General features: G+C 37.1%; 28 protein-coding genes. 22 read left to right on the plus strand and 6 right to left on the minus strand.

Annotated elements, in window-relative coordinates; translation table 11 throughout:
- The first annotated feature begins 114 nt into the window (after positions 1–114).
- From AC3WOM_RS02530 to floT, 9 genes are all read left to right on the plus strand, one after another.
- A complete protein-coding gene (locus AC3WOM_RS02530; protein ID WP_492444781.1) occupies positions 115–1,431 on the plus strand; it encodes a ParB N-terminal domain-containing protein in 1,317 nt (438 codons plus the stop codon).
- 10 nt (positions 1,432–1,441) lie between these two features.
- Entirely contained in the window at positions 1,442–2,431 is a 990-nt protein-coding gene (locus tag AC3WOM_RS02535) for a phage lytic cycle repressor MrpR family protein (protein ID WP_492444782.1), read from the plus strand.
- 164 nt (positions 2,432–2,595) lie between these two features.
- Positions 2,596–3,057 (plus strand): hypothetical protein, encoded by a 462-nt coding sequence (locus AC3WOM_RS02540; protein ID WP_427546034.1) that lies wholly within the window; start codon positions 2,596–2,598, stop codon positions 3,055–3,057.
- 38 nt (positions 3,058–3,095) lie between these two features.
- The gene (locus tag AC3WOM_RS02545; RefSeq protein WP_427546032.1) at positions 3,096–3,272 is read left to right on the plus strand and encodes a hypothetical protein; all 177 of its coding nucleotides are present in this window, start codon (positions 3,096–3,098) and stop codon (positions 3,270–3,272) included.
- Positions 3,273–3,332: 60 nt separating this feature from the next.
- The gene (locus tag AC3WOM_RS02550) at positions 3,333–3,626 is read left to right on the plus strand and encodes a hypothetical protein (RefSeq protein ID WP_427546030.1); all 294 of its coding nucleotides are present in this window, start codon (positions 3,333–3,335) and stop codon (positions 3,624–3,626) included.
- A 42-nt stretch (positions 3,627–3,668) separates the two neighbouring features.
- Complete coding sequence (locus AC3WOM_RS02555) at positions 3,669–3,851, plus strand: hypothetical protein (protein WP_427546028.1); 183 nt, start codon at positions 3,669–3,671, stop codon at positions 3,849–3,851.
- Between the two features lie 75 nt (positions 3,852–3,926).
- Entirely contained in the window at positions 3,927–4,520 is a 594-nt protein-coding gene (locus tag AC3WOM_RS02560) for a 3D domain-containing protein (protein ID WP_492444785.1), read from the plus strand.
- A gap of 141 nt (positions 4,521–4,661) precedes the next feature.
- Positions 4,662–5,192 carry an NfeD family membrane protein gene (locus AC3WOM_RS02565; RefSeq protein ID WP_492444786.1) on the plus strand — a complete coding sequence of 177 codons (531 nt, stop codon included), beginning with the start codon at positions 4,662–4,664 and terminating at the stop codon, positions 5,190–5,192.
- 15 nt (positions 5,193–5,207) lie between these two features.
- A complete protein-coding gene (gene floT / locus AC3WOM_RS02570) occupies positions 5,208–6,764 on the plus strand; it encodes a flotillin lipid rafts scaffold protein FloT (protein ID WP_427546022.1) in 1,557 nt (518 codons plus the stop codon).
- A 91-nt stretch (positions 6,765–6,855) separates the two neighbouring features.
- Here floT and AC3WOM_RS02575 read toward each other — a convergent pair whose 3' ends face one another.
- Positions 6,856–7,404 carry a GNAT family N-acetyltransferase gene (locus AC3WOM_RS02575; RefSeq protein ID WP_492444916.1) on the minus strand — a complete coding sequence of 183 codons (549 nt, stop codon included), beginning with the start codon at positions 7,402–7,404 and terminating at the stop codon, positions 6,856–6,858.
- A 14-nt stretch (positions 7,405–7,418) separates the two neighbouring features.
- On the minus strand, positions 7,419–8,243 hold the full coding sequence (locus tag AC3WOM_RS02580) for a methyl-accepting chemotaxis protein (RefSeq protein WP_427544504.1): 825 nt from the start codon (positions 8,241–8,243) through the stop codon (positions 7,419–7,421).
- 310 nt (positions 8,244–8,553) lie between these two features.
- Between AC3WOM_RS02580 and AC3WOM_RS02585 the strand changes: the two genes are divergently transcribed.
- Both AC3WOM_RS02585 and AC3WOM_RS02590 read left to right on the plus strand, forming a co-directional pair.
- The gene (locus AC3WOM_RS02585) at positions 8,554–9,759 is read left to right on the plus strand and encodes an MFS transporter (protein ID WP_492444788.1); all 1,206 of its coding nucleotides are present in this window, start codon (positions 8,554–8,556) and stop codon (positions 9,757–9,759) included.
- Positions 9,760–9,967: 208 nt separating this feature from the next.
- Positions 9,968–10,642: a peptidylprolyl isomerase gene (locus tag AC3WOM_RS02590; protein WP_492444789.1), complete on the plus strand. Its 675-nt coding sequence runs from the start codon at positions 9,968–9,970 to the stop codon at positions 10,640–10,642.
- 155 nt (positions 10,643–10,797) lie between these two features.
- On the opposite strand, the gene AC3WOM_RS02595 is transcribed toward AC3WOM_RS02590, so the two are convergent.
- The 3 genes from AC3WOM_RS02595 to AC3WOM_RS02605 all read right to left on the minus strand — a co-directional run bounded on the left by AC3WOM_RS02595 (position 10,798) and on the right by AC3WOM_RS02605 (position 12,534).
- Complete coding sequence (locus AC3WOM_RS02595; RefSeq protein ID WP_492444791.1) at positions 10,798–11,115, minus strand: BRCT domain-containing protein; 318 nt, start codon at positions 11,113–11,115, stop codon at positions 10,798–10,800.
- A gap of 130 nt (positions 11,116–11,245) precedes the next feature.
- Positions 11,246–12,028 (minus strand): enoyl-ACP reductase FabI, encoded by a 783-nt coding sequence (fabI, locus tag AC3WOM_RS02600; RefSeq protein ID WP_427544495.1) that lies wholly within the window; start codon positions 12,026–12,028, stop codon positions 11,246–11,248.
- Positions 12,029–12,285: 257 nt separating this feature from the next.
- Positions 12,286–12,534, minus strand: coding sequence for a ferredoxin (locus tag AC3WOM_RS02605; protein ID WP_427544493.1), 249 nt, complete (start codon positions 12,532–12,534; stop codon positions 12,286–12,288).
- A 107-nt stretch (positions 12,535–12,641) separates the two neighbouring features.
- On the opposite strand from AC3WOM_RS02605, the gene AC3WOM_RS02610 reads away from it, so the two are divergent.
- From AC3WOM_RS02610 to AC3WOM_RS02645, 8 genes are all read left to right on the plus strand, one after another.
- Positions 12,642–13,667 carry a YpbB family protein gene (locus AC3WOM_RS02610; protein ID WP_492444793.1) on the plus strand — a complete coding sequence of 342 codons (1,026 nt, stop codon included), beginning with the start codon at positions 12,642–12,644 and terminating at the stop codon, positions 13,665–13,667.
- Positions 13,668–15,110 carry a RecQ family ATP-dependent DNA helicase gene (locus AC3WOM_RS02615; protein WP_492444795.1) on the plus strand — a complete coding sequence of 481 codons (1,443 nt, stop codon included), beginning with the start codon at positions 13,668–13,670 and terminating at the stop codon, positions 15,108–15,110.
- Between the two features lie 85 nt (positions 15,111–15,195).
- Positions 15,196–15,966, plus strand: coding sequence for a LysM peptidoglycan-binding domain-containing protein (locus AC3WOM_RS02620; RefSeq protein ID WP_492444797.1), 771 nt, complete (start codon positions 15,196–15,198; stop codon positions 15,964–15,966).
- Positions 15,967–16,129: 163 nt separating this feature from the next.
- Positions 16,130–16,885 carry a metallophosphoesterase gene (locus AC3WOM_RS02625; protein ID WP_427544482.1) on the plus strand — a complete coding sequence of 252 codons (756 nt, stop codon included), beginning with the start codon at positions 16,130–16,132 and terminating at the stop codon, positions 16,883–16,885.
- A gap of 28 nt (positions 16,886–16,913) precedes the next feature.
- Positions 16,914–17,111, plus strand: a complete 198-nt coding sequence (locus AC3WOM_RS02630) for a hypothetical protein (RefSeq protein ID WP_427544479.1) — start codon at positions 16,914–16,916, stop codon at positions 17,109–17,111.
- Positions 17,112–17,347: 236 nt separating this feature from the next.
- Complete coding sequence (locus AC3WOM_RS02635) at positions 17,348–18,313, plus strand: YpdA family putative bacillithiol disulfide reductase (RefSeq protein ID WP_492444800.1); 966 nt, start codon at positions 17,348–17,350, stop codon at positions 18,311–18,313.
- 89 nt (positions 18,314–18,402) lie between these two features.
- On the plus strand, positions 18,403–18,963 hold the full coding sequence (locus AC3WOM_RS02640; RefSeq protein WP_492444801.1) for a glycerol-3-phosphate acyltransferase: 561 nt from the start codon (positions 18,403–18,405) through the stop codon (positions 18,961–18,963).
- 4 nt (positions 18,964–18,967) lie between these two features.
- Positions 18,968–20,509 carry an aminotransferase class V-fold PLP-dependent enzyme gene (locus AC3WOM_RS02645; protein ID WP_492444803.1) on the plus strand — a complete coding sequence of 514 codons (1,542 nt, stop codon included), beginning with the start codon at positions 18,968–18,970 and terminating at the stop codon, positions 20,507–20,509.
- Positions 20,510–20,536: 27 nt separating this feature from the next.
- On the opposite strand, the gene AC3WOM_RS02650 is transcribed toward AC3WOM_RS02645, so the two are convergent.
- Positions 20,537–21,505, minus strand: coding sequence for an asparaginase (locus AC3WOM_RS02650; RefSeq protein WP_492444805.1), 969 nt, complete (start codon positions 21,503–21,505; stop codon positions 20,537–20,539).
- Between the two features lie 337 nt (positions 21,506–21,842).
- On the opposite strand from AC3WOM_RS02650, the gene prsW reads away from it, so the two are divergent.
- The 3 genes from prsW (at position 21,843) to AC3WOM_RS02665 (ending at position 24,859) form a co-directional block, all read left to right on the plus strand.
- Positions 21,843–22,517, plus strand: coding sequence for a glutamic-type intramembrane protease PrsW (prsW, locus tag AC3WOM_RS02655; RefSeq protein ID WP_427544465.1), 675 nt, complete (start codon positions 21,843–21,845; stop codon positions 22,515–22,517).
- A gap of 218 nt (positions 22,518–22,735) precedes the next feature.
- Positions 22,736–23,560 carry a spore cortex-lytic enzyme gene (sleB, locus tag AC3WOM_RS02660; RefSeq protein ID WP_427544462.1) on the plus strand — a complete coding sequence of 275 codons (825 nt, stop codon included), beginning with the start codon at positions 22,736–22,738 and terminating at the stop codon, positions 23,558–23,560.
- Between the two features lie 15 nt (positions 23,561–23,575).
- Positions 23,576–24,859 (plus strand): PepSY1/2 domain-containing protein, encoded by a 1,284-nt coding sequence (locus AC3WOM_RS02665; RefSeq protein WP_427544460.1) that lies wholly within the window; start codon positions 23,576–23,578, stop codon positions 24,857–24,859.
- Positions 24,860–24,875: the final 16 nt, after the last annotated feature.

Genomic DNA, 24,875 nt, shown 5'->3' on the forward strand with positions numbered 1-24,875 from the left:
CCCTCGTTTTGAAAAAGGGCTATACTTTTTAATTTGTCACCTTGATTTCATTGACATAATAGTATTTCAACAACATGTATTGACTATAGTCAATAGATAAGGGAGTGTGTAGAGGTGAAAGTTGGCAAAACGAAAGAATTATTAATTGAACAAATAAAAGCTAAAATTCCTCTGTTAGTTCAACATAATGGGATTTTAGATGAGATTGCCATACAGCTTAACAAATATAACATAAGCATTGGCAATATTATTGAACTGATAAATGATAGAGATAAACTAATAGAGGCACAGCTGGAGGAATTATTATTACTTGGTGAGCAACTTCATTTAAAGTTTTCAGATAGTGACCAAGACTGGTTCAATGAATGGCTCAATCCTTCAGAAATTAAAGAGCTGAGAATGTACATAAAAGAATCACCTTATGAAGAAATTATCACTTTACCATATACTTTCGAGAACGTTTTAAAAACAGGGCACAATGAGTATGTAGCGATTATCCCCAATTCAATTATTGGTAAACTGTGGATGAGTGGGATCACCATGTATAATCCCAATATTCAGCGACAGGCAAAAAAGAAGAGAGTCAAAAACGAAATAATCGAGGTTATGAATTTAAATCCTAAATCTTTGCGTGAGATTGAAAAACAAACGTTAGAGGGAGATTTAATAACCTCTACTCTACGCTATAATGCTAAAGTTGGCACCGGGGAAGATGGTATTGAATTAATTTATGATGAAAGAGAAAAATCGCTTACATTGCTAGAGGGCACACAAATAGATGTTTTAGATGGTGCGCATCGAACATTCTCTATCTATAATGCCTATATGAAAAAGGTTGGTTTGGAAGGGAATATGATTGTGATTTTTTCAAATATGACGGAGGCACAATGTAAAAGAGTTCAAGTCGATATGGCAAAGGCCAATCCAATTCCTAAACCTAGATTACAGGAACTAGCAAAGGATAAATTAGCTGATGAAGTTGTTATTGAATTAAAGGCAGGTGGGGAATTAAAAGGAAGAATTACCTCCAATTCAAATGTGAAATATTCATATGGAGAAGTTGTTACTTTCTCAGAATTGTCGGATGCCATCGATCATAGCTTCCATCTAGAGAATCGTCTAGAAGTCATAGAGGCTGCGAAGGTGATAAATGACTATATGATATATCTTTTCGCCTATTATAAATCAAATTTATCGGATAAAAGCTCTTTAATGTTTAAGAGTAGAATGTTCATAGGTCATATTGAATTAGCAGCTAGAATGTTTGAGTATAATATTTCATTTGATAATTTACGTCTTTACCTCAATAAAATGGATTTTTCAAAGGATAATCCATTATTGGAGGAAATTGGAATTCTTAAATATGGAAGTATGAGCACGCGTAGCAGAACTAAAATTCAAAAAGTATTTCAACATTTACTAAAAGAATGAGGTGTAAAAAATGATACTTAAAGATAATGTTTTTAATAAAGATATTAAAGAGTGGTATTTAACTTCATTAGATATCCAAGAAAATAGTTTAACTACTTATTTATCATTATTTAATAAAGCAACGATACTCGAAAATCAAAAAAATAAAGATATATTTAATATGAATAAGGTAGAGCTTGAAGAGTTATTTTACAGTTTAAAATCACCTAGTCCACAATCGTTAAGTGCGTCAATTGGTTTCATCATCAGATATATTGAATGGGCAATTGCTAATGGCTATACGAATAATCGTTCACAGCGACTTCCAGGTAGCATTACTATGGAATATTGCAGTACATTTGTCTATAAAGCTTCCATTATCCGTTATACGAGAGAGCAATTATTTAATTATATGAACCTATTTGATGATCAAAGACATGCTGTATTTCTTCTCTGTTTATTTGAGGGAATTAAGGGGGAAGGCTATAGTGAAATCTTAAATCTAAAAATGGCTGATTTAGAAAATAGCAATGGGGTATACTTGGCAAAACTGACGAATAATAAGGGATATAGCAGGATTATTGAAATTTCAGATGAGCTTTATTGGAGGCTAGAAAAATTAGATAAGGTTTCCTCTACCAGTATGCAGCCAAAACAGGGACAAAAATATTTTTCCGATAGTACTTATATTTTTAAGAAGGCAAATGCAAAGAGTGAGGATATCCAATTAAGGGCATCCTTTGGCAATAGAGCATTGGATTTAGCGAAAGAAATTTTTGATAATAATAATTTAATTGCAAGTACAATACAGGCATCAGGAATGATGTGGTATATTTGGGAATTGGTTTGCCAGAATGAGGTAAAAGTCGTCAATAAAGAAATATTCGAGAAGGTTGCAAGTAAATATGATACTGGGTATGTGGATAAAAATAACCAGTATGTTAGTTATTCTATACTTCGGCACAAAATAGACTTAGATTTTATAAATGCAAATTATGGACAGATAATAGTAGACATTTAGAACTGGTTGAATACCAGTTTTTTTATTTACATAAAATACTACATTCTAAATAATTGTAAATATTCTCTAAAAATAAACTTGAAAACGAACAAGTGTTCGTGATAGAATGAAAACAAGCTAATTTTGTATGGAATCGGCCCGTACAATTTTAAAGGGGGATGTAAATGAATGTAAGGGAAACGACGGCAGTATTAGAATTGGTACTTTACAATGATCGTGATATTTCCGAGGAGCTTATGAGAGATTTCTACGGGGGTATAACGAATGTGATTTTAAATGATGAAGGAGGACATGCTCTCGAATGCCAATGTATGGATAGTTCATTAACTAGTTTAATACTTATGGATAAACAGACAGAGGAAGAGGATCAATTAATTAAGAAGGTAGGTGATAGAAAATTTATTTATAAAAGGACATCAAATTGGGAAATCCGTTTTGACAGCTTAATCCAATTAGATGGTGATCAAGAAAATATTTATTGTGTTGTCGAATTCCAACATATTATTTATTTATACAATGGATTTCAACGAAAGTCTATTATTGATAAAACAATCACATCTTTGACAGATCTCAAAGAATACTTAGATATTTACTATCCATCCTATAAAATTCTCGAAAGGATATAGAGAGATTTGGAGGAATCTAAAAAAACGAGGTGTTATGCTTGGACAAGCATTTAATGAAAGAATTAGCATCTGAGATTGTCGAACAATCGAGAGGAAGAATTAGCATGTTAGAGGCTGAAGCACTTGCAATTGTTTCCATCGCTAAGATGAAGAATTTTACATCGACAAACTATAAGGAAAAAGTCATTCAAAAAATAATTAATAACTATGCATAAAGCCTTCTACTAAAAGCTATTTAGATAAATTAATTGGAAAAATGCAAAGGAGAGATAAATGTGGAAAAAATAATTTTAACTGAGATGAAACAGGTCATGAAAGATTTTGGGGAAGTATTTAGTATGATCAACCAAGGAAAAGTATTCGAAAACGAAACGAACGTAAAGGAATGTATAAATAAATGTAAAAAACTGCAATTGGAATTAATAGATTCTATCAGACTAATTGAATTAACATTTATGGAATTACAATCGAAGCGAGATCAAGCATTATTAGCTACTGAGTCAGATAGTGAAACAAAGCTTAGACAGTTAGATGCCCTTTTGTTAGAAATCAATAAAAAAACAACATAGTTGCATCATACTATGAATCATTTAATGAAGGGAATGAGTTAAATGAGTACTGTAAAGAATGAAATTACAAAGGGTTTCAAGGTGGATTGTCTTGCGATGGCATTAGCTTATAAGGAAATGGGGGATTTGAATTTAACGATTGCTAAGGAAATGGATTACCTGGAGTGGGAAGCGATAAAAATCATTGAGTCTTTTTTAGAAAAAATGAATGCACTAGAGATTTGAAAAATTATACATACATACTAAAGATGAAAAATACATATTCAATACTTAAAAATATAATTGGAGTTTAACTAGCTTATGAATGAATATAAAGTTGTGTTAATAGTATTCTTTAGCTTACTCCTTTCATTTTATATGATAGAACAAACAGGAGAAGATATCGTTGATAAGAAAATAGAATTGGAAGCGATTCTTCAAAATACACCAAAAAACATTCATGAGCATGCATTTAAAATGATTCAAAGAGAGGCTGAAAGAATCAGACAGGAAAATCATCAAAGGCAGCTAGAGCAAATTCGAATAAAGCGGGAACAGGAAATTCGAAAAGAGCAATTAAAGCTAAGAAATAGTAGCTTACAAGATCATAAATGGCTAAATTTTCACGCTACTTACTACGGTAAAGATTGCATAGGATGTAGCGGCATTACTGCTACAGGCATTAACGTACAGAAGACCATCTATTTTAAGGATTTACGCATTGTCGCTGTGGACCCTGCCATTATCCCATTAGGAACTATTGTTGAAATTAAAACGCCTAATGAAAAATTTAAGGCCATTGCTGCTGATAAAGGTGGTGCCATCAGAGGATATCGACTTGATATACTAGTGGAATCTGAAGAGATTTCTGTCCAATATGGCAGGCATGACGTGGAATTACGCATAGTGAACTAATACATCATACATTTAATACATATCATGGGGAGCATAATGTTTTATGCTCCTCTTCTTTTGTTAGAAAAATGAGAAAAATTATGAAACTTTTGAATGTGTACATCCGTATAGTAGGTAATACAATGAAAAGGGGTGAACAACTTGACGCTATTTGGCTATTCACTTGAGCAAATCTTTTTAGTGGTATTAATCTTCGCTGGCCTTGCAACGCTATTATTTATGTTTTTTGGTGATGCTGTCGAAGGCATCGGTGAGGGTCTACCGATTTTTAATCCAAGTGTCATTCTATCTTTCATTACGTTGATATCAGCAGCTGGATTTATTTTAGAAAAATTAGCCTTTTTCCCTAGCGTTTGGAATATCTTTGCGGCTGCTATCATCGGAGCAATTTTAAGTGCATTATTTTATTTATTCGTTCTTGTTCCGCTTAGATCAGCGGATGTTTCGTTAGCCTATACGGAAGAATCGCTTGGTGGTCAGCTTGGAAAGGTTATTGTCCCAATTCCAAGCGACGGCTTTGGAGAGGTTGTGATTGAAACAGCAAGTGGCATGATTTCTAAGCGAGCAACTGGCTATGACAATGAGGCAATTGACTATGATACGACAGTACTTGTTGTGGAAGTAAAAGAAGGCACACTTTTTGTGAGATCCTATGAGAAGAAATTTGTCTAAAGGAGAGATATTTATATGTCCATGGAAATTTTAATTGTAATAGGTATAGTAGTTTTTATTTTAATCGCACTTGTGGCACTATATGTGACAAAGTATCGAACAGCGGGTCCTGATGAAGCACTGATTGTAACAGGCAGCTATCTTGGCTCAAAAAATGTACATAAAGATGAGTCAGGAAATCGTATTAAAATAATTCGTGGTGGCGGTACATTTGTATTTCCTATTTTCCAGCAAGCACAGCCATTAAGCTTATTATCTAGTAAGCTGGATGTAACAACACCTGAAGTATATACAGAGCAAGGAGTACCAGTGATGGCTGACGGGACTGCTATCATTAAAATCGGCGGGTCAATTTCTGAAATTGCAACCGCAGCAGAGCAGTTTTTAGGGAAGCAAAAAGATGAGCGTGAAAATGAAGCACGTGAAGTATTAGAAGGGCATTTACGTTCTATTTTAGGCTCAATGACAGTGGAGGAGATTTATAAAAATCGTGATAAATTTTCTCAGGAAGTACAACGTGTTGCATCCCAAGACTTAGCAAAAATGGGTCTGACAATCGTATCCTTTACGATTAAGGATGTACGTGATAAAAATGGCTATTTAGAATCTCTTGGTAAGCCTCGAATTGCCCAGGTTAAGCGTGATGCAGATATCGCAACTGCGGATGCAGATAAAGAGACGCGTATTAAACGTGCTGAGGCATCGAAAGAAGCACAAAAGGCTGAGCTTGAGCGTGCAACTGAAATTGCTGAAGCGGAAAAAGAAAATCAATTAAAAGTAGCTGAATTCCGCCGTGAACAGGATATCGCAAAAGCCCGTGCAGACCAAGCGTATGAGCTGGAAACTGCACGTGCAAAGCAGGAAGTTACCGAGCAGGAAATGCAAATTCGCATTATTGAACGTCAAAAGCAAATTGAATTAGAAGAAAAAGAAATTTTACGTCGTGAGAAGCAATACGATTCAGAAGTGAAGAAAAAGGCAGATGCGGATCGTTACGCTGTTGAGCAAAATGCAGCTGCCGAAAAAATGCGTGAGCTCGCACAGGCTGATGCAGAGAAATACCGTATTGAATCATTAGCACAGGCCGAGGCAGAGAAAATTCGTCTGGACGGTCTTGCAAAAGCGGATGCAGAGCGTGCGAAAGGGGAAACGGATGCAGAAATTATTCGTCTGCGTGGTCTTGCAGAAGCGGAGGCGAAACGTAAAATCGCTGAAGCCTTTGAATACTACGGTCAGGCGGCAGTCTTAGATATGATTGTACGCATGATGCCAGAATATGCGAAGGAGCTTGCAAGTCCTCTTGGTAATATTGATAAGATTACAGTTGTCGATACTGGTGGTGGAGAAGGTGGTGGTGCTAACAAGGTAACTGCCTATGCAACAAACCTTATGTCCACTTTACAAGAATCCTTAAAGGAAACTTCAGGGATTGATGTCAAGGAGCTTATTGAAAGCTATGCAGGTAAGCATACATTACGTCCTGAGCTAGAGCAAATTGCAGCAGGCCTAGAAAAAAAGCAGGCACCAGTTATAGCTGAGCAAGAAGAAGTGAAGGAAACTGTCGAGCAATAATGAGAAAAGAGACCTGATGATTATTGTCATCAGGTCTCTTTTTATGATGTAAGGCTTTGTTATCCTGCTAGAATAAGCTTCTGTCCATGGGTTACATTATGTCCTGCCATTCACTTGCAAGCATTCCATAAACAACATGGTTTACATAATGATCGTAAAGCCATTCTGCAGCACGAATCGTACCTTCCGTTGTGAAACCCAGTCGTTCAGGAATGGTACGACTTTTCGCATTACCCTCAGCAGCACGAATTTCAACTTTATTGAGCTGTAAAACAACAAATGCATATTGTAGTAAAGCCTTAACGGTTTTCGTCATAATCCCATGTCCTTGTGCCCCTTCACTGAGCCAATAGCCGATTGCCGCAATTTTATTACTAGGATTGATGGTATTAAAGCCTGCAATGCCAACAATTTCATCGTGAAAAACGATAACAAACGAATGGCTGGTCTGTGCTTCCAGCCCCTTTATACACCCTTCAATATAGGCTGATGTATCGGCTTCTTCTTTGGTGAAATCCAACCACGGCAGCCATTCACGTAAATAGAGACGGGACTTGTCTGTTAATGCGAAAACATTATTTGTATCTTCTAAGGTAATGGTGCGTAAGTATAAATCTGGATTGATTTTTATAATCAATATCTTTCACCTCGTTGTTATTTTAAGGCATCGTGCATAAAGCTCTTCATTTCACGACTAAGAACAGATAACTCTTCAATAATTTCACTGAAATCCTGAACAAGCTGTGCCTGTTCGTTCGTTGCGTCATTGATTTGTCCCATATTTTGTTTCAAATTTTCAAGATTTCGATTGATATTTCGTAAAGATGCTTCTATGTTTTCAGTGGCGCTGGATGTTTCGAAGGAAAGCTTTCTGACTTCCTGTGCGACAATGTTAAAGCCAGCTCCATGCTGACCAGCACGAGCCGCCTCAATGGATGCATTTAAACCAAGTAAATTCGTTTGGCGGGAGATACTCTTTATTAAATCGGTTACTTCATTTGTTTTCTCAGAATCCTCAAGGGCATGCTGTGCTTGTTTGTTAATTTCTTCGCTTGTGGCAGCCAGCTCCTCAGAATGTGAGGCAATTGTATGTACTTTGTCCTGTAAACTGTTCACGATAGTATCCATTGTGCTCATATAATCTTCGAGTTTAATTTCATTGTCAATTGGCAGTCCAAATGCAAGAGCACCTACGACTTTACCATTTTCACGAATTGGGAATGAAAAAGCATTGATGGCCACACCGTACACATCCTTCGGTATCACGACATCCGCATTTTGACCATTAAAAGCAATGAAAACATTTTGATCGTTTGGATTTACTTTTTGACCATTTTTATAGCCTGAATCTACTCGCTTGCCTGCTAAATATTTCACAACTATTTGACTTTCTTTCTCAACAACAGCTACAATTGCTTCCTCTTTTAATGCAAGGTGGATATACGGTACTGAAAGGGATAAGGCTTCAATAATTTTCATAAAAATTCCTCCAAGTCTGTGCAACGAAAATAGTCTAGTCATCGAAGCTCATTTTGACAATGATTACTAGATGATTACTTTCACTGTAGCACAATAATTGCCAACTCAAAATAGTAAATCTTAATTTTTTATGTAAAAGTCTGCGAAGAAAAATAAAGAAATAGTTTATATAGGAATTGTCAAATAAAATATAACGTAAATAATAAAACTAGAATTGAATTTGTCGATTTTTTGACGGTCTATCGTGTGTTTTAAAGAAAATTGTATTAGAATAATAGTATTATTGGTCGTACGTTAAGGAGCGAAACAAATGGACTTTATTCAAAAGGGGACAAAGGAGTTTCATAAAGCAAATTGGGCTTTATTTTTAGCAGGCTTTATTACCTTCGCTAACCTCTATATTACGCAGCCTTTACTGCCAACGTTTGCAGAGGAGTTTGATGTGTCACCAGCCGTTGCGAGCTTATCGCTATCAGCGACAACCTTTGCACTATCTATTAGTATGATTATTGTTGGCTCATTGTCGGAAGCTTGGGGAAGAAAATCATTAATGACCATTTCGATTTTTGCTGCATCGATCCTTACCTTGGCTCTTGCCTTTTCACCCAATTTTGCAATAATTTTAGTACTACGTGTACTACAGGGAGTCGTTTTTGCGGGTTTGCCAGCCATTGCAATGGCCTATTTAGGAGAGGAGATCAATCCATCTAGTTTGGGTGTGGCCATGGGTTTATACATAAGTGGAAATTCAGTAGGGGGACTTAGTGGACGAATTATTATAGGAACATTAACGGATCTTTATAATTGGCAGGTGGGCATGATTGTCCTGGGGATTATTAGTCTTCTCATCAGCTTGTTATTTGTCTGGATGCTGCCGAATTCCAAGCATTTTACAGCACGCCCTTTGCAAATAAAAGCATTAACGACCTCACTTATTCAGCATTTAAAGGACCCATCTATGCTCTGTTTATTCGGCATTAGCTTTGTTTTAATGGGAAGCTTTGTTACGCTGTATAACTATATAGGCTTTAAACTAATGGCACCTCCCTATAATTTAAGTGCTGCAATTGTTGGGTGGATATTTATTATCTACTTGGTCGGTACATTCAGTTCTGCTTGGTTTGGCGGTTTAGCCGATCGATATGGACGTCAAAAAATGCTGCTATTGTCAATTGCTATTATGCTGATAGGTGCCATTCTTACACTGCATGGCCTCCTGAGTTTGAAGATTATTGGCATTACCATCTTTACATTTGGCTTCTTTGCGGCACACTCAATTGCTAGCGGATGGGTGAGTAAGCGTGCCACTCATGATAAGGCACAAGCATCCTCACTTTATTTATTTTTCTATTATTTCGGCTCTAGTGTTGGAGGAACAGTGGGAGGCGTATTTTGGATGCATTTCGGCTGGATTGGTGTTATTACGATGATTACTGTATTTTTAGCCGTTGCATGCTTACTATCTTTTTTATTAAAGAGAATTATTAAAAAACAACATATAGCAGTGGGTCACTAGAAATTATTGTTATTGTGAGGTGCTATTGTGTTAGAACTTATTATCTTTTTTTTAATAATGCTATTTGCTGCAGGTGTTATTCTATTAATTCAAACGATATTTGCTATGTTTTTGGGTTAAAGCTATGTAAAACAATAATCTATGATTTGTCATAAGCAAACTAATCGGTATAATAAATAGACGAGCTAAAAAGAGGAGTGGAAATTATATGTTTGCACGTTTTAAAGGAATTTATATTGTCTTTGCTTTGCTTACAGTGGCTTTTATTGTGACAGGTTGCGGAACAGCAAAAGAAAAAGAGCAGCCTGTGGAAAATAAGGCACAGGAGCCAGAAGAGAAAGTAGATTATTCTTCCGAAGTGAAGGAAAATCCAATTGTGACAATTACGATGGAAAATGGCGAGAAAATAGTCATTGAATTAGAGCCTTCTATAGCACCCAATACGGTAGCTAATTTTGTTACTTTAGTGAAAAAAGGTTTTTATGATGGTCTTATTTTCCATCGAGTTATTCCTGGTTTTATGATTCAAGGTGGAGATCCTTCGGGTAATGGTACGGGTGGACCAGACTATTCGATAGAAGGTGAGTTTTCTTCTAATGGTTTTACTAACGATTTGAAGCATGAACGAGGTGTTATTTCAATGGCACGTTCGAATGATCCAAATTCTGCGGGATCTCAATTCTTCATTATGGTAGATACAGCATCAAATCTTGATGGTCAATATGCTGCTTTTGGTAAAGTGATTGAAGGGATGGAAACAGTTGATGCGATCGTTGCTGCTGAGCGAGATGGTGCTGACAAGCCATTGGAAGATCAGCGAATGAAAAAGGTGGAAGTGGATACAAAGGGCTTTGATTACCCAGCTCCGAAGGTAGTAAAATAATAGAAGTGACAATCTGTTGCTGGTCAATTGGCAACGAGATAAATTTTTTTTCTCTTAATGATTGTGAACTGAATCAGTAAAAGTGTTTTTATAATGTAAAAGGTGTGTGAAGAAAGTACTTTGCATACCTTTTTTCATTTAAATCAAGGTTCTAATTACATCGAAATAAGCCAAATAAAATCTTCCTCAACAATCATTTGAATGTCTAGGCCGAGTCTGATCAATTGCTCAGCTTTTAATTGTTTTGTACTGAACCCACGACGATTCTTTCCAAGAATAACGAAATCTGTCTCCTTGGTAACAGCACCTTGGACAATCCCTCCATAAGCCCGCACTTTTTTCGAAGCTTCTGCACGTATCATAGTGGAAAGAGCTCCTGTAAAGACGATGTGTTTATTATAAAATGGGTGCATGAAGCATTCAGATGCGTCAGAAAGATAAATGATTTCAGTGTTGTCCTTATTTTTGTCCATGTTGATTCTCCTTAGTGAATGCTAAAGGATTTCACTCCCAATCATCTCATTTTATCCAGCATCTACATTTCGTGCAAATTAAGAAAGGAAGCATGAAAAATCAATTACGATTTTCCATGCTTCTTTGTATTTATCCCATAATATTATAGCCAGCGTCAATGTAAATTGTTTCGCCTGTAACACCACGTGATAGGTGTGAAAGCATCACAATTGTCATATCTGCTACTTCGTCTTGCTGAACATTACGCTTTAATGGAGCGGTTTCTTCGATTTTGTGTAAAATTGTGTTAAAGGATGGAACGCCTTTTGCTGCAAGTGTACGAATTGCTCCAGCTGAAATTGCATTGACACGAATATTATCTTTTCCAATATCTGCTGCAAGATAGCGCATAGAAGCCTCTAGTGCTGCTTTCGCTACGCCCATTACATTGTAGCCATCAAGCACACGCTCTGCTCCTAAATAGCTCATAGTTACAATTGAACCGCCTTCAGTCATATAAGGATGTGCCGCTTTTGCTGCTGAGATAAGGGAATACGCACTAGTATCTTGTGCAAATGCATAGCCATCACGAGTTGTTTCTAAGAAACGGTTGTGTAAATCCTCTGCATTGGCAAATGCTACAGAGTGCACAATACCATGGATAACGCCTACTTTTGAACCAATTTCATCAAAAGCAGCCTTAGTGCTGTCATCGCTGTTCACGTCACATTGCACAATTAGTGAATCAGATTGTCCAATATTTTCTAATTGCTTTTGTAATTTTTTCAATGAACGTTCTTGACGATATGTGAAAATAACATTAGCACCGACATCAAATAAACGTTTGGCAATGCCCCATGCGATACTACGATCGTTCGCTACACCCATTACCACAATATTTTTATCTTTTAATTGTAATAAATTATCCATCATTTATAAGAACTCCTTTATGAAATAATATCTGTTATTAGTACCAACTACTAAAATCTTATCATACATAAAAAATGGTTGCAATAACAAGATGACAGAGGAACGCAATTTTACAAGAAGAGGTACAAAAAAATCATCTCTTTTTTATTTAGAGATGAATCCAATAGCTTGCATTATGATTTTTATATTAATCTAAGGTGTTTTAAAAGTAAGAAGGCACCCAGTTTTGGATGCCTTCAAATTTGCTAATAGCGTTTCATCTATTCGAATTTTAATGCGTCGCCATCAAATGTTTCATCTGCAACTTTAATGGAGTCAGTTGGGCAGCCCTCAAAAGCGTCTTGCATGTCTTCTAATAGATCTTCTGGAACTTCAGCTGTTCCCATGTTATCATCTAAAATAACGAAGGCAATACCTTCATCATCATAATCATAAATGTCTGGTGCTGCGGCTCCGCATGCGCCACAAGCGATGCATGTATCTTTATCAACTATTGTGAATTTAGCCATTATTATTCTCTCCTTTTACAATGTTCCTACAAAGCTTCATACTCATTCTAAAGATGTTTATCTGACATTTCAACATAAATACTATGAAATTGGAGGAATTTGCGTCTATGTTTCATCAAATTCTATTGCAAATCTTTCAAAAGCTCAATAACGAAAGAACAATTTCTGCTGCCTATCATATATTAAGAGGAAAGCGTTCAGGTCAGACTATACAAGACATTGGACTATTTCATCTGCATCCCTACTTTGGATTATTGGCAAAGCTGCCGAGAACAACATTTGATGATGCTGTAAAATTATTTTCGCAATATAGTTGGTTAAATATGCAGGAATCTGGTCACTATTCCCTGAAAAAGCTAGGTTTACAGCGAGCAGAGCAAACGACTGCTTTTTTATTTGATGGATGGCACTATCGAGGAAATGAGCATATTTTTTTTGCAAGATTGTCTTTAATTGTACAAAGTCTCTCCTATCAAAGTGCTGGGGTTCGTTCTTTTTCCCCGATTAGTAGAGATGTAACGATTCAATCATGGGTTCGATCATTTTTACTTAAGCAAAATTATCAGAATGGGCATTTACAGGAGCAATTATTAGCAGAATGCGAAAGAGTGCTTGCAGGATTGTCCTTAGCAGATGCTAATAAACAGCTTGTCCTATATCGACTAAGCGGTCATAATTTACCAGGATGGACGTGGCAGCAACTTGCTAGTGAGCGTAAAGAAACCGTTTTAGATAGTCAATTAGCATTTATTGAGCTTCTACATACATTTTTAAATGAAGTACACCAAAAAAATTATCCTTTGCTTGGTGATATTGCAGAGGGACTAAGAGTGAAGGCGTTAATCACCGATTCTGCACAGCAAACAGCACATTTATATGAGCAGGGCTATTCAATTGAGCAGATTGTGCAAATAAGAAAACTTAAACAAAGTACAATTGAGGATCATCTAGTAGAATTAGCCATGTATGAACCAAACTTTTCGATTGGTTCTTTCGTCTCTTATGAGGAAGCAGAAAAGGTTTGGCAAGCCTCGAAACAATATCAAACAAAGAAATTAAAAACATTACATGAAATAGTTGAAGGTATGAGTTATTTCCAATTAAAACTTATCCTTGCGAAAGGAGAAGTGTAAATGGAGCTTGAACAAGCATTGGCGAAATATTTTGGGTATACAACATTTCGTCCTGGTCAAAAGGAGGTAATTGAAGCGATTCTTCAAAAAAAAGATGTGATCGCTTTATTACCAACTGGAATGGGAAAGTCACTTTGCTATCAATTGTCGGGCTACATTTTACAAAAACCAGTACTTGTTATTTCTCCTTTACTTTCGTTAATGCAGGATCAGGTTGAGGAGCTAAAACGTTTTGGTGAAAAGAGAGTCGTCGCCCTAAACTCTTTTTTAACCTTCACTGAAAAACGATACGCCCTGCATTTTTTAGAGCAATATCGATTTATTTTTACTTCACCAGAAATGCTGCTCCAGACGCAGGTTCAGGAAAAGCTTTCACAAATGAAGCTGGGTCTAATTGTAGTAGACGAAGCACATTGTATTTCGCAATGGGGCTTTGATTTTCGACCAGATTATTTACGGATTAGTCAATGGTTTTCTCAGGTGAATCGCCCCCCAGTTTTAGCCCTGTCAGCAACTGCAACTGATAAGGTTGTAAAGGATATATGTAAAACATTGTCCTTAAATGACCCGTTTGAATTTATGTATGATGTAGATCGCCCTAATATACATTTAGGACGTGTTACCTTTGAGGATAAAGGTGATAAAGCGCAGTGGATATTGCAGCATATCAAAAAGACGGCGGGACCAGGTATAGTATATATATCCTCAAGGAAGCGTGCAGAACAATACTGTGAGGTGCTGATTCAAGCAGGTATACGTACGGCAGCTTATCATGCTGGCTACGGTGCAGAGGATCGTCAGTTTATCCAGCAACAATTTATTGATGGCGAGCTTGATTGGATTGTGGCAACAAATGCTTTTGGTATGGGGATTAATAAACCAGATATTCGGCAGATCATCCATGAAACGATGCCTGCGAATGTAGAAAATTATATGCAGGAAATAGGTCGAGCGGGTCGTGATGGTCAGCCAGCTCTAGCCATTTTACTGTATTGTGAAGGTGACGAGGAGCTTGCGAAATTTGTTGTAACAGGAGATTTACCGTCTTCTGGTCATGTCGAACGCTATCAGGAATTACTAAATCAACGTATTCAGCCATCCCAAATGCTGAAAAATGGTGAGCTAAGTGAAACAGCCTTCCGTGTGCTGGATTATTGGTTACAGCAAGAAAGTATGGAACAAGTAAAGGCACGATTAAATCAATTGGCATTAGAAAAATATAGAGCTGTTGATGAAATGAAAAAAATTTCTCAGACAAAAGACTGCATTCGCGCACAACTAGTCGGGTATTTTGGGCAAAAATTGCAGAAAAAACCGGAAAACTGTTGTGAAAATTGTGGAATCCATTATGATGAAATCAATAAAGTACGCTTGAAGGAAGAAAGGAAAATAGAAATGATGCCATGGGAAGGCCGTTTAAAGCATCTCCTAATGGGATTTTAGGCTACAACTGACGGTCATTTACTTTTTTCGCAAAATTCGTCATAATAGAATGATAGAAAGCGTAGTAAGGTTGGGGGAAGGTCGAATGAGTAAAGAAGATTACCGCGATAAAATTGAAGAGCATCGACAATCATTTGAAGATGAACAAAAGGATCAGCAAACTTTGTCAAGGGTTTCCAGAATGAATAAAAATGGAACTCCTGATAAAAAGCCAAAAAAGACAAAACGCAAAATGCCATTAATGACGATTCTCTTTGTAATCTTTATCCTAATTCCATTTTCAATTTTAATCTATTTTTTAAAATTCTACGAACCAGGCAAAACGATTGAAGAGGCTGAAAAAAATACTCCTGGACAAGTTTTAGAGATTGATAAATCAGGAAATAAAACGGATGCCTCTAGGTCAACTGGCAATAATAAAGAAGATGATAAAGCGAATAAGGAAGCAGAGGATCAATCTAAAAAGGACGCTGAAAAATTAGCAGCTGAGCAAAAAGCTGCTCAGGAAGCAAAGAAGGCTGAGGAGGCTAAAAAAGCTGAAGATGCTAGAAAGGCTGAGGAAGCTAAAAAGGCCGAGGAAGCTAAAAAGGCTGAGCAGGCTAAACTAGCACAACAGCAAGCAGAGGCAGCAAGAAAAGCGGAAGAGGCTAAAAAGGCTGAACAAGCACGTAAGGCAGAAGAAGCAAAGAATGCTGCAAAAGCAAGTACACATACAGTGAAGGAAAACGAAAATTTATATCGTATTGCCTTGAATCACTACGGTGATGGAAGTGAAGCAACGCTAGCGAAAATTCGTGCAGCAAATGGCATGTCTTCAGATACAGTAATGGTTGGGCAAGTCATTAAATTACCGTAAGAAAAACGGGTGTCATTCTTTGGCAATGAAGTTTTTCTAGTATAAAATAATGGACAAACGCCGTTAACAACAAAAAGGTTGAGGCGTACGTCTAATTTAGTAAAAAGGCGATTCTTCATAAAAAACGAATCGTCTTTTTGCTTTCGTAAGGAGATGTGAGAGAATGATTTATATTGGACTATTGGTTTTAGTAGTCATCGTGTTCCTGCTCTATATGTGGAAGGTGGCACATGAAAACAATGTCTTACATCATCAATTGCTATTAAAGGGTAAACAGGAAAAGATTCAACTATTTTTTATTTCGGATACACATTTACGCAAAATTAATCGACAAATGATTGAACAATTAGATAATCAGTTTGATGCGGTTATAATTGGTGGAGATTTTGCTGATGGACGTACACCGATTAAACGTATTCATGACAATCTAAAATTGCTAACCTCTTTAGGTCCGACTTTTTTTGTCTGGGGAAATAATGACAGAGAGGTTGGTGAGGAGCGGCTACGTAGCATATTAAATGAGCACGCTGTCCAAATTATTGCGAATGATGCTGTTCTCTTGCCAAAGAAAAATCGTTTTTGGTTAAGTGCGATTGAAGACACATCAACAAAAAAATATAGCTTTGATAAAGCATTTGAAAAAGTTGATGAAAATGATTTAGTTGTATTTATTTCTCATAATCCTGGTGTTTTTGCGAGGGTACGTGCAAAATTTAGAGCTGATTTAATGATTGGCGGACATTTACATGGCGGGCAAATTAGAATTGGTCCTTATGGTGCCCATCCGAATGGCTCTTATCGGAAGCGTGAAGGTGTCATGACATTAGTAAGTAACGGCTATGGTACAACATTATTACCTTTTAGACTTGGTGCAAAACCACAGTGTCATATTATTGACATTGAAATTTCGGGTAAATAAACAACCAAATTCTGATAGAAGGCGTATAATGAAAATGAATCATCTAATTTTTATCTTCATTCAGCAGAAGACTCTCACCTCTACAGGTGGTGAGATGAATGCGGTTTTTCGTTTCTTTTCAGTGGGTGTTCAGACACCTACTGAAATAGCGGAACTCAATCTAAGAACGCCACGTCCTGTGGCAATTTATCTGTGCGAAAGAGAAGCGACAGCAACACACGACTGAGTGACCAACATCATGTCGGCCCAAAGCTTCCGGCGGATGTCACGGATTTTCAAAGGAATGAAAAAAGGATGTTAGCCTAACATCTTCGCATCCTGCGAAAACGGCTAACTGACCTGCATCGTGCAGGCCTGAGCACAATTCAAAATCCGGACGCAATTACGCCAAGGCGAAATTGACTGTGTAAAAGCAAAAGATTAGCACCCTTCGCTAATCGAATTTGATAGGAGTGTCAAGAAATGCAGCAAGCAGATGCCATAATTGTTGGAGGCGGTCCATGTGGATTAGCAGCAGCAATCGCTTTGCAAAATATTGGATTACAGCCAATAGTGATTGAAAAAGGAAACATTGTTAACGCGATTTACAATTATCCTACACATCAAACTTTTTTTAGTACAAGTGAACGTCTAGCTATCGGAGATGTACCTTTTATTATTGAAGGACGTAAACCAAAACGAAATCAAGCACTTGTGTATTATCGAGAAGTTGTGCGTTTGAAAAATATTCAGGTTCATCGCTTTGAAAAAGTAAATAGCGTGAAGAAAAATGACGCTTTGTTTACAGTAACAACAGATAAAGAAATATATGAAACGCCCTATGTTGTGATAGCAACTGGTTACTATGACAATCCCAATTATTTAAATATAAAGGGAGAGCAATTGCCAAAAGTCTTCCATTATTTTAAAGAAGGACATGAATTTTTTGATACGGATGTGTTAGTGATAGGAGGGAAAAATTCAGCTGTAGATGCAGCGCTTGAGCTAAATAAAGCTGGCGCACGTGTAACGGTTGTTTATCGTGGTAATGAGTACTCATCTAGCATCAAGCCATGGGTATTGCCAGAATTTGATGGGGTAGTACGCAATGGAGAAGTGAAAATGCTTTTCAATACAAATGTGCTAGAAATTCGTGAGCATGAGGTCGTTTTAGAGACAGATGGCCAAGAAGAAATTTTTAAAAATGATTTTGTATTTGCCATGACTGGCTATCATCCAGATCATTCGTTTATTCGAGCTATGGACGTATCTATTGATGATGAAACAGGTCGTCCATTTGTTACGCCAGAGACAATGGAAACGAATATAGAAGGATTATTTATTGCTGGTGTGATTGCAGCAGGAAATAATGCTAATGAGATTTTTATCGAAAATGGTCGCTTCCATGGCGATTGTATTGCACAAACCATTGCTAAAAGAACAAAATAAATTTATGGCTGTATAGGCATGTGGTCTATACAGCTTTTTTAAGTAAATGGAGGGAATTTTGCTACATAACGATGATTGGAGGTGTCCATTTGAGTGGGTTGTACTGGCTTTTAAGTTATTTAATAGGAAACTTTATGACAGCTTTTTTCGTTGGAAAAGCATATGGGATTAACCTTCAAGAAGAAAGAAGTAAAAACTTAGGGGCCCGTAATGCAGGGAGTGTAATTGGCAAAACGGCATTCGTATGGACATTTTTCGGCGACTCACTGAAGGGTGTGGCAGTCGTTCTCCTAGGACGATTATGGCACCTTGAAGAGTGGATAATAATTGTGGGAGTGACCTGTGTCATCATCGGCCATTTATTCCCTATTTGGTTGAAATTTAACGGTGGAAAAGGAGTAGCTACTTTTATTGGGGTCGGTCTTGCTCTTTCGCCAGATCTATTTTTTTGGATGATTTTAGGAACTGCTCTTGTGCTTGCCCTTACTAGAAGTCTTACCCTTGGTATGGTTGGGGGCTTTGTTTTATATAGTGCGGCTATTGTCCTAACGGGAAATTTTCAACTATACATACCGATACTCATAGCGATGCTTTGTATGCTGATTAAGCATATGCCGAATATTAAGGAATCTTTAGAAAAAGGGAAGTGACAAGATGTACTGGTGCAAAATAGCCCATACTGATAAAGAATTTGAAGCGATTGCTCGTTTAAATTATGAAACCTTTGTGGAGGAAATTCCGCAACATGAACCTAATTCTGCAAAAAAGAAGGTCGATCGCTTTCATCAGGAAAATACATATCTCGTTGTCTATAAAGGAATTGAATTAATCGGGATGGTAGCCTTTCGAGATCAACGACCATTTTCCATTGATGAAAAAATTGGAAAGGTGGAACAATATTTATCACCAGCACAATGTGCCAAGCTTTGCGAAATTCGTTTACTTGCTGTAAAGAAGGCTTATCGAACAGGACGAGTACTATTAAAATTATCGCAGGCCCTGAATGCTTTTGCCTATGAAAAGGGGTATACTGCAGCTGTCATTTCTGGCACAACTCGTGAAGAGAAGCTATATAAACAAGTAGGATTCAAACAATTTGCACCTGCTGTCGGTACAAAGGATGCTATGTTTTTACCAATGTTATTAACTAGACAGCAATTTGAACAGTCCTTCCAGCATAGACTTGTAACTGGAGGTCATACATTTTATCCAGGTCCAGTAAAGCAGGAGGGCTCGATAGAATATTCAGATCTATCTCATCGCACTGCCGCATTTCAATCCCTTTATGGACGTGTGATATCTAAGCTCCTGCTACTATCTGAGGCTCACCATGTGGCTATTGTTGTTGGGACTGGTACGTTAGCGAATGAGGTAATGCTTGGACAACTAAAAGCACAGCAATTAGGACGAGGGATTATTTTAACAAATGGAGAATTTGGAGAACGTTTACGCAAGCAGGCGGAGCGTTGGACATTAAATTTTGATGTAGTAGAGCAGGAATGGAGTCAAGCTTTTGAAGTTGCGAATATTGAGGCATTGCTACAAAAGGGATGTTATCAGTGGTTGCTTACTGTACATGGTGAAACTTCAACAGGTACTTGTAATAACTTAGAGCAGCTTGTGCAGCTAACAAAACGTTACGATATCAAGCTCTGCGTTGATTGTATTAGCACTTTTGGGGCGTTACCATTCTCTTTAAAGGATTGTTATCTAGCGACAGCTGTGAGTGGCAAGGCAATAGGTGCATTAAGCGGCCTAGCATTTGTTTTTTCACAGAAACTTATGAAGCCATCAACCTCGTTACCAGCCTATTTGGATTTAGCGAACTATCAGCAGGGAGCCATTCCATTCACATTACCTGCAACCTTGGTTAGAAATGTAGAAGCGGCACTTCAGGCATATCCAGCACGCTATGAACTGCTACAGCAGCGCTTTGAGACTCTACTGCAGCTACCGTTCATGCATTATAAATTATCAACAACTTATTATCCAATGCTCATCACGTTAAAATGTCCGAAGGCTCTATCACATTTACATACGGATTTAAGGTTAAATCAACTATTTGTTCATGGAGATAGCCGTTATTTACGTGAACATGATTTCATTCAGCTATCGATAATTCAACCAGATTTTGAACAGGCCATTGCTCGTCTCCAAGAGATTTTGTGCTATTATCAACAGATTGTTGAAGCATAAGATACAAGGAGAATGGAATACATTGATTTACATGAAAAAATCCTTTAGGTTAAGTGGAGTACCTGATTTATTTAACCCTATTAATAATTTTAATCGTGCCTTTTGTCCATTAATGCCAGTGGCAAATATTCCGCCTAGGTCTTCCAGCATTTTGCCACCGCCTACATAGCCGTAGACACCTTCTGCAATACCATTAAAACAACGGGAAACGAGTATAACAGGAATACCACGTTCTAATAAGCTTTCAATTCCCTTCACAACGGTTGGAGGTACATTGCCCTGTCCAAGTCCTTCTAATACTACGCCATCATATTTACATGCGAGGACAACATCGAGTAAATCAACTTCCATGCCTGCATAGACTTTTAGCATGGCCACTCGTTTTGATAACTCTTGTATATCAACATATTGGCGGCGGATAGGGGCATGGTGAAATAGTATTCTTGATTTTGTAATAAGGCCGATGGGTCCATATTGAGGTGATTGGAAGGTGTTTACAGAACTAGTGCTTGTCTTTGTCGTATTGACAGCAAGATGGACCTCATCATTCATGACAACTAGCACCCCTTTTTCACGAGCTTCTTCATCTACAGCTACACGAACTGCTTCCATTAAATTATAAATCCCATCTGCACCAAGTTCATTGGAGGAGCGCATTGCACCCGTTAAGACAATCGGAATCGATAAATCAGTTGTCAGCTCTAAAAAATAAGCTGTTTCTTCTAATGTATCTGTTCCGTGTGTGATCACAACGCCATCAATTGTTTCCTCTGATACTTTATCAATTATTAGATTGCGTAAGAGTAGCATTTCTTTTGGTGTGATATGTGGTGATGGAAGGTTAAAGGCTTCCGTTTCAATAATCGTTGCTAATGAGTTGAGCTTGCTGCTTTCTTGCATAAGAGGATTTTCCTTATTTGGCATGACAGCACCCTCTTCACTCATCGCCATAGATATTGTGCCACCTGTATGAATTAATAAAATTGTTTTTTTCATAAAAATAATAGCTCCTTTTAAAAAAATTTTGTCATTACATGGTATAATAATAGCAGTTTAACTTCAGCTAATAGATATTTTTTTGTCGAAAATGGGAGTTTAATGTCGTAGGTATTTTCCATCTGAGATTTACAAATGTATTTTTCAATAGATGGTATTTATGACTTATAAAATTAACTCAGGTATAGAATTTAACATCCTGTGAGGGCGCTAATGTGATCAATTTTTGCTGTCCCAAAGCCTCAAGAGGATGTCGATTTTTAAATTATGCTAACATAATTTAAAAACTGAACATAATTATGTCAATGCGAAATTGATGTTGAAAGGAGCCGGCAACATGATCATTTTATTATCAGCTGCCATTGCTCCCGGTCTAGCGCTTTTTAGTTATTTCTATTTGCGCAATCAGATGGCAACGGAGCCAAGAAAAACCTTACTTCAAACGTTTTTGTATGGTGCATTTTTAACATTTCCTATTTTGTTTTTACAATATGTCCTAACAGAGGAAGGGGTTTTTCAATATCTTTATCTACAAGATGTTGTTTTTTCTAGTGTAGTTGAAGAATTTTTTAAATGGTTTGTGCTTTTAATTGCCATCTACAATCATGTTGAATTTGATGATCCCTATGATGGCATACTGTATGGTGCAAGTGTATCACTTGGTTTTGCAACGGTTGAAAATATATTATATTTATTTTCATTCGGTTTAGATACGGCATTTATGCGAGCTTTATTACCTGTATCAAGTCATGCCTTGTTCGGTGTTGTAATGGGCTATTATTATGGACGTGCCAAGTTCTCGAAGCTTGCAAAGACGAATGAAATGATTGCTATGGCGCTTTGTGCACCGGTAGTATTACACATTTTATATAATACAATTTTATCATTTAAAGGTTATTGGGTATATTTAATGATACCGTTTATGCTATTTTTATGGTGGTTTGGCCTAAGAAAAGTGAAACTTGCTCACTATCACCTTGTGCAGCATTTGCATATGCATAAAAAAATATAAAGAGGCTGGGACAAAAAGAAAAAATGTTAGACCAAGATACAATCGGTCTAACATTTTTTTGATTTAGGAAGACATATTTAACTTCGTGAAGTGAAAAAGCTAATATCCATTTTTGTTGTTTTTCAATATAATCGAGTTTTGTCCCAGCCTCTTTTCTATTTTTTTTATGTATAAAATGAGTCGTTTGTTTCAAGCTATGAAAAAAAGGAGTGATAATCATGCGTTTATTAAGCATAGTTTTTGCTTTGATACTAGCAATAAGTATATTTACGATTCCGCAAAATGACGCTATCGCATTTACTGAGCAGCAGATTACTCGTGGTGCTTATGGAGATGATGTCATTGAGTTACAAGCAAGGCTACAATACTTAGGATTTTATAAAAGTAAAATTGATGGCAAATTTGGTTATAACACATATTGGGCTTTGCGAAATTTTCAAGAAAAATATGGCTTACCGGTGGATGGAATAGCTGGATCTAAAACGAAGAAAACATTGTCTGGATATTCTGATTATGATGAAGGATGGGTAAAAGCCCAATTAAATGCAGGAAATCAATTTACCTATTATGGCGGCGTACCGCTGGAACAGCAGGTTAAGAATACTACCAGCAGCAGTGGAGGCGGTGGCGGTAAAAGCAGTGGTAGCAGTAATAATAATGGCACTCAAACACAAGTTCCTCCTAAGTATACAGAAAGAGATTTACAGCTAATAGCGAATGCGGTTTATGGTGAAGCAAGAGGTGAGCCTTATGAGGGGCAGGTAGCGGTAGCAGCCGTTATTTTAAATCGCTTGGAAAGTCCTGATTTCCCAAATACAATTTCTGGTATAATATTCCAACCTTTAGCGTTTACTGCAGTGGCAGATGGGCAAATTTGGCTTGAACCAAACCAACGAGCAAAAGAGGCAGTCATTGATGCTATGAATGGCTGGGACCCTTCAGAAAATGCACTTTATTATTTTAATCCGAAAACAGCTACAAGTAAGTGGATTTGGTCACGACCTCAAATTAAACAAATTGGAGAACATATTTTCTGTTCATAGAAAGGAGGAAAATAAATGAAAACCATGCTTGCTATACTTACAGCAGCCGTTATTGGCTTAGGTGCATACAGCATTAATTTACACGGAGAAAAGGAAAGTTTACAACGTACTGTGCTTGCCCAATATACTGATAAATTAACGGATGCCTCAGAGAAGTTATCTCATCTACAACGCTCTGTTTCACAATCTCTGTTATTTCAAAATGATCAAGCCATTCACAATGAGTTAGATTCTGTGTGGCGATTAAGCTCCGATGTTCGTTCATCTATATCTAATATTCCTATTGGTCAGGAACTTTCTAACCAATGGCTAAGTTACTTAGGACGTCTGGGAGATGAAGCAAAGAAAACAGCTAAAACAGGGGATTACCAAGCGTGGCGTGAAAAAATGCCACAGATTTCTACAAATTTGCAATCACTTTCGGATGAATGGACAGCGGCAACCGTCGATTTTTATAAGAATAACGGTAATATGGATGTCTGGTTGAGACAAGTAGATCAAAAAAATCCAAATACAACATTTGATAATGTTCAAAAGACGCTAAAGGATTACAGTGAAAAAGATTTCCCACTGACATTAAGTGAATCTGATTGGCAGAAAAAAATAGAGCTAAAAGCATTACAGGATTCCGTTATTACGGAAAAAGAAGCATTAGAAAAAGTGAAAAATATGTTCCCTATCATTAAAGATGCCACATTTACAGTGACGAAAAGCAGTGATACAGCACCATATCCGTTTTATCATATTCAATTCCACCAAGGTATTCGTCTAGGATATGTGGACCTTACTGAAAAGGGTGGACATTTATTATCCTATTTAGTTGAGCGACCTGTAGATGAGGCAAGGCTTTCGCAGGATGAGATTATGAAAAAGGCTGAGGAACATTTAAAGCGACTTGGTATAAATGATGTGGCATTTGTTGAATCTCGTGAAAACCATCAAGCATGGCATGTCACATTTGCACGTGTACATCCTGGAGATAACGCAGTCATTTATGCTGATGGCGTTCAGTTAAAACTAGCGAAGGATACTGGGGAGTTGCTTGGTGTGAATGCAATGGAATATATTCAGGAAGAGACAATTAAACAACAAACCGCAAAACCAATTGACTGGAAAACATTCTTCGACAAGGATGTTAAAGTGGAGGAAGTAAAAAATATTTATACTGATAATGGTCAATTTGAACAGCGTCTTTGTTATGAAGTGATTGCGGTTCGAGATGGTGAATCACCTGAAACCTTCAGGATTGTCATTGATGCTGAAAATCACAACGTTTTAAAGGTGGAATATTTAACTTAATCCAAGAAAAAACTAC

It is taken from the genome of Lysinibacillus sp. FW301-JW8 (genome assembly GCF_058788755.1).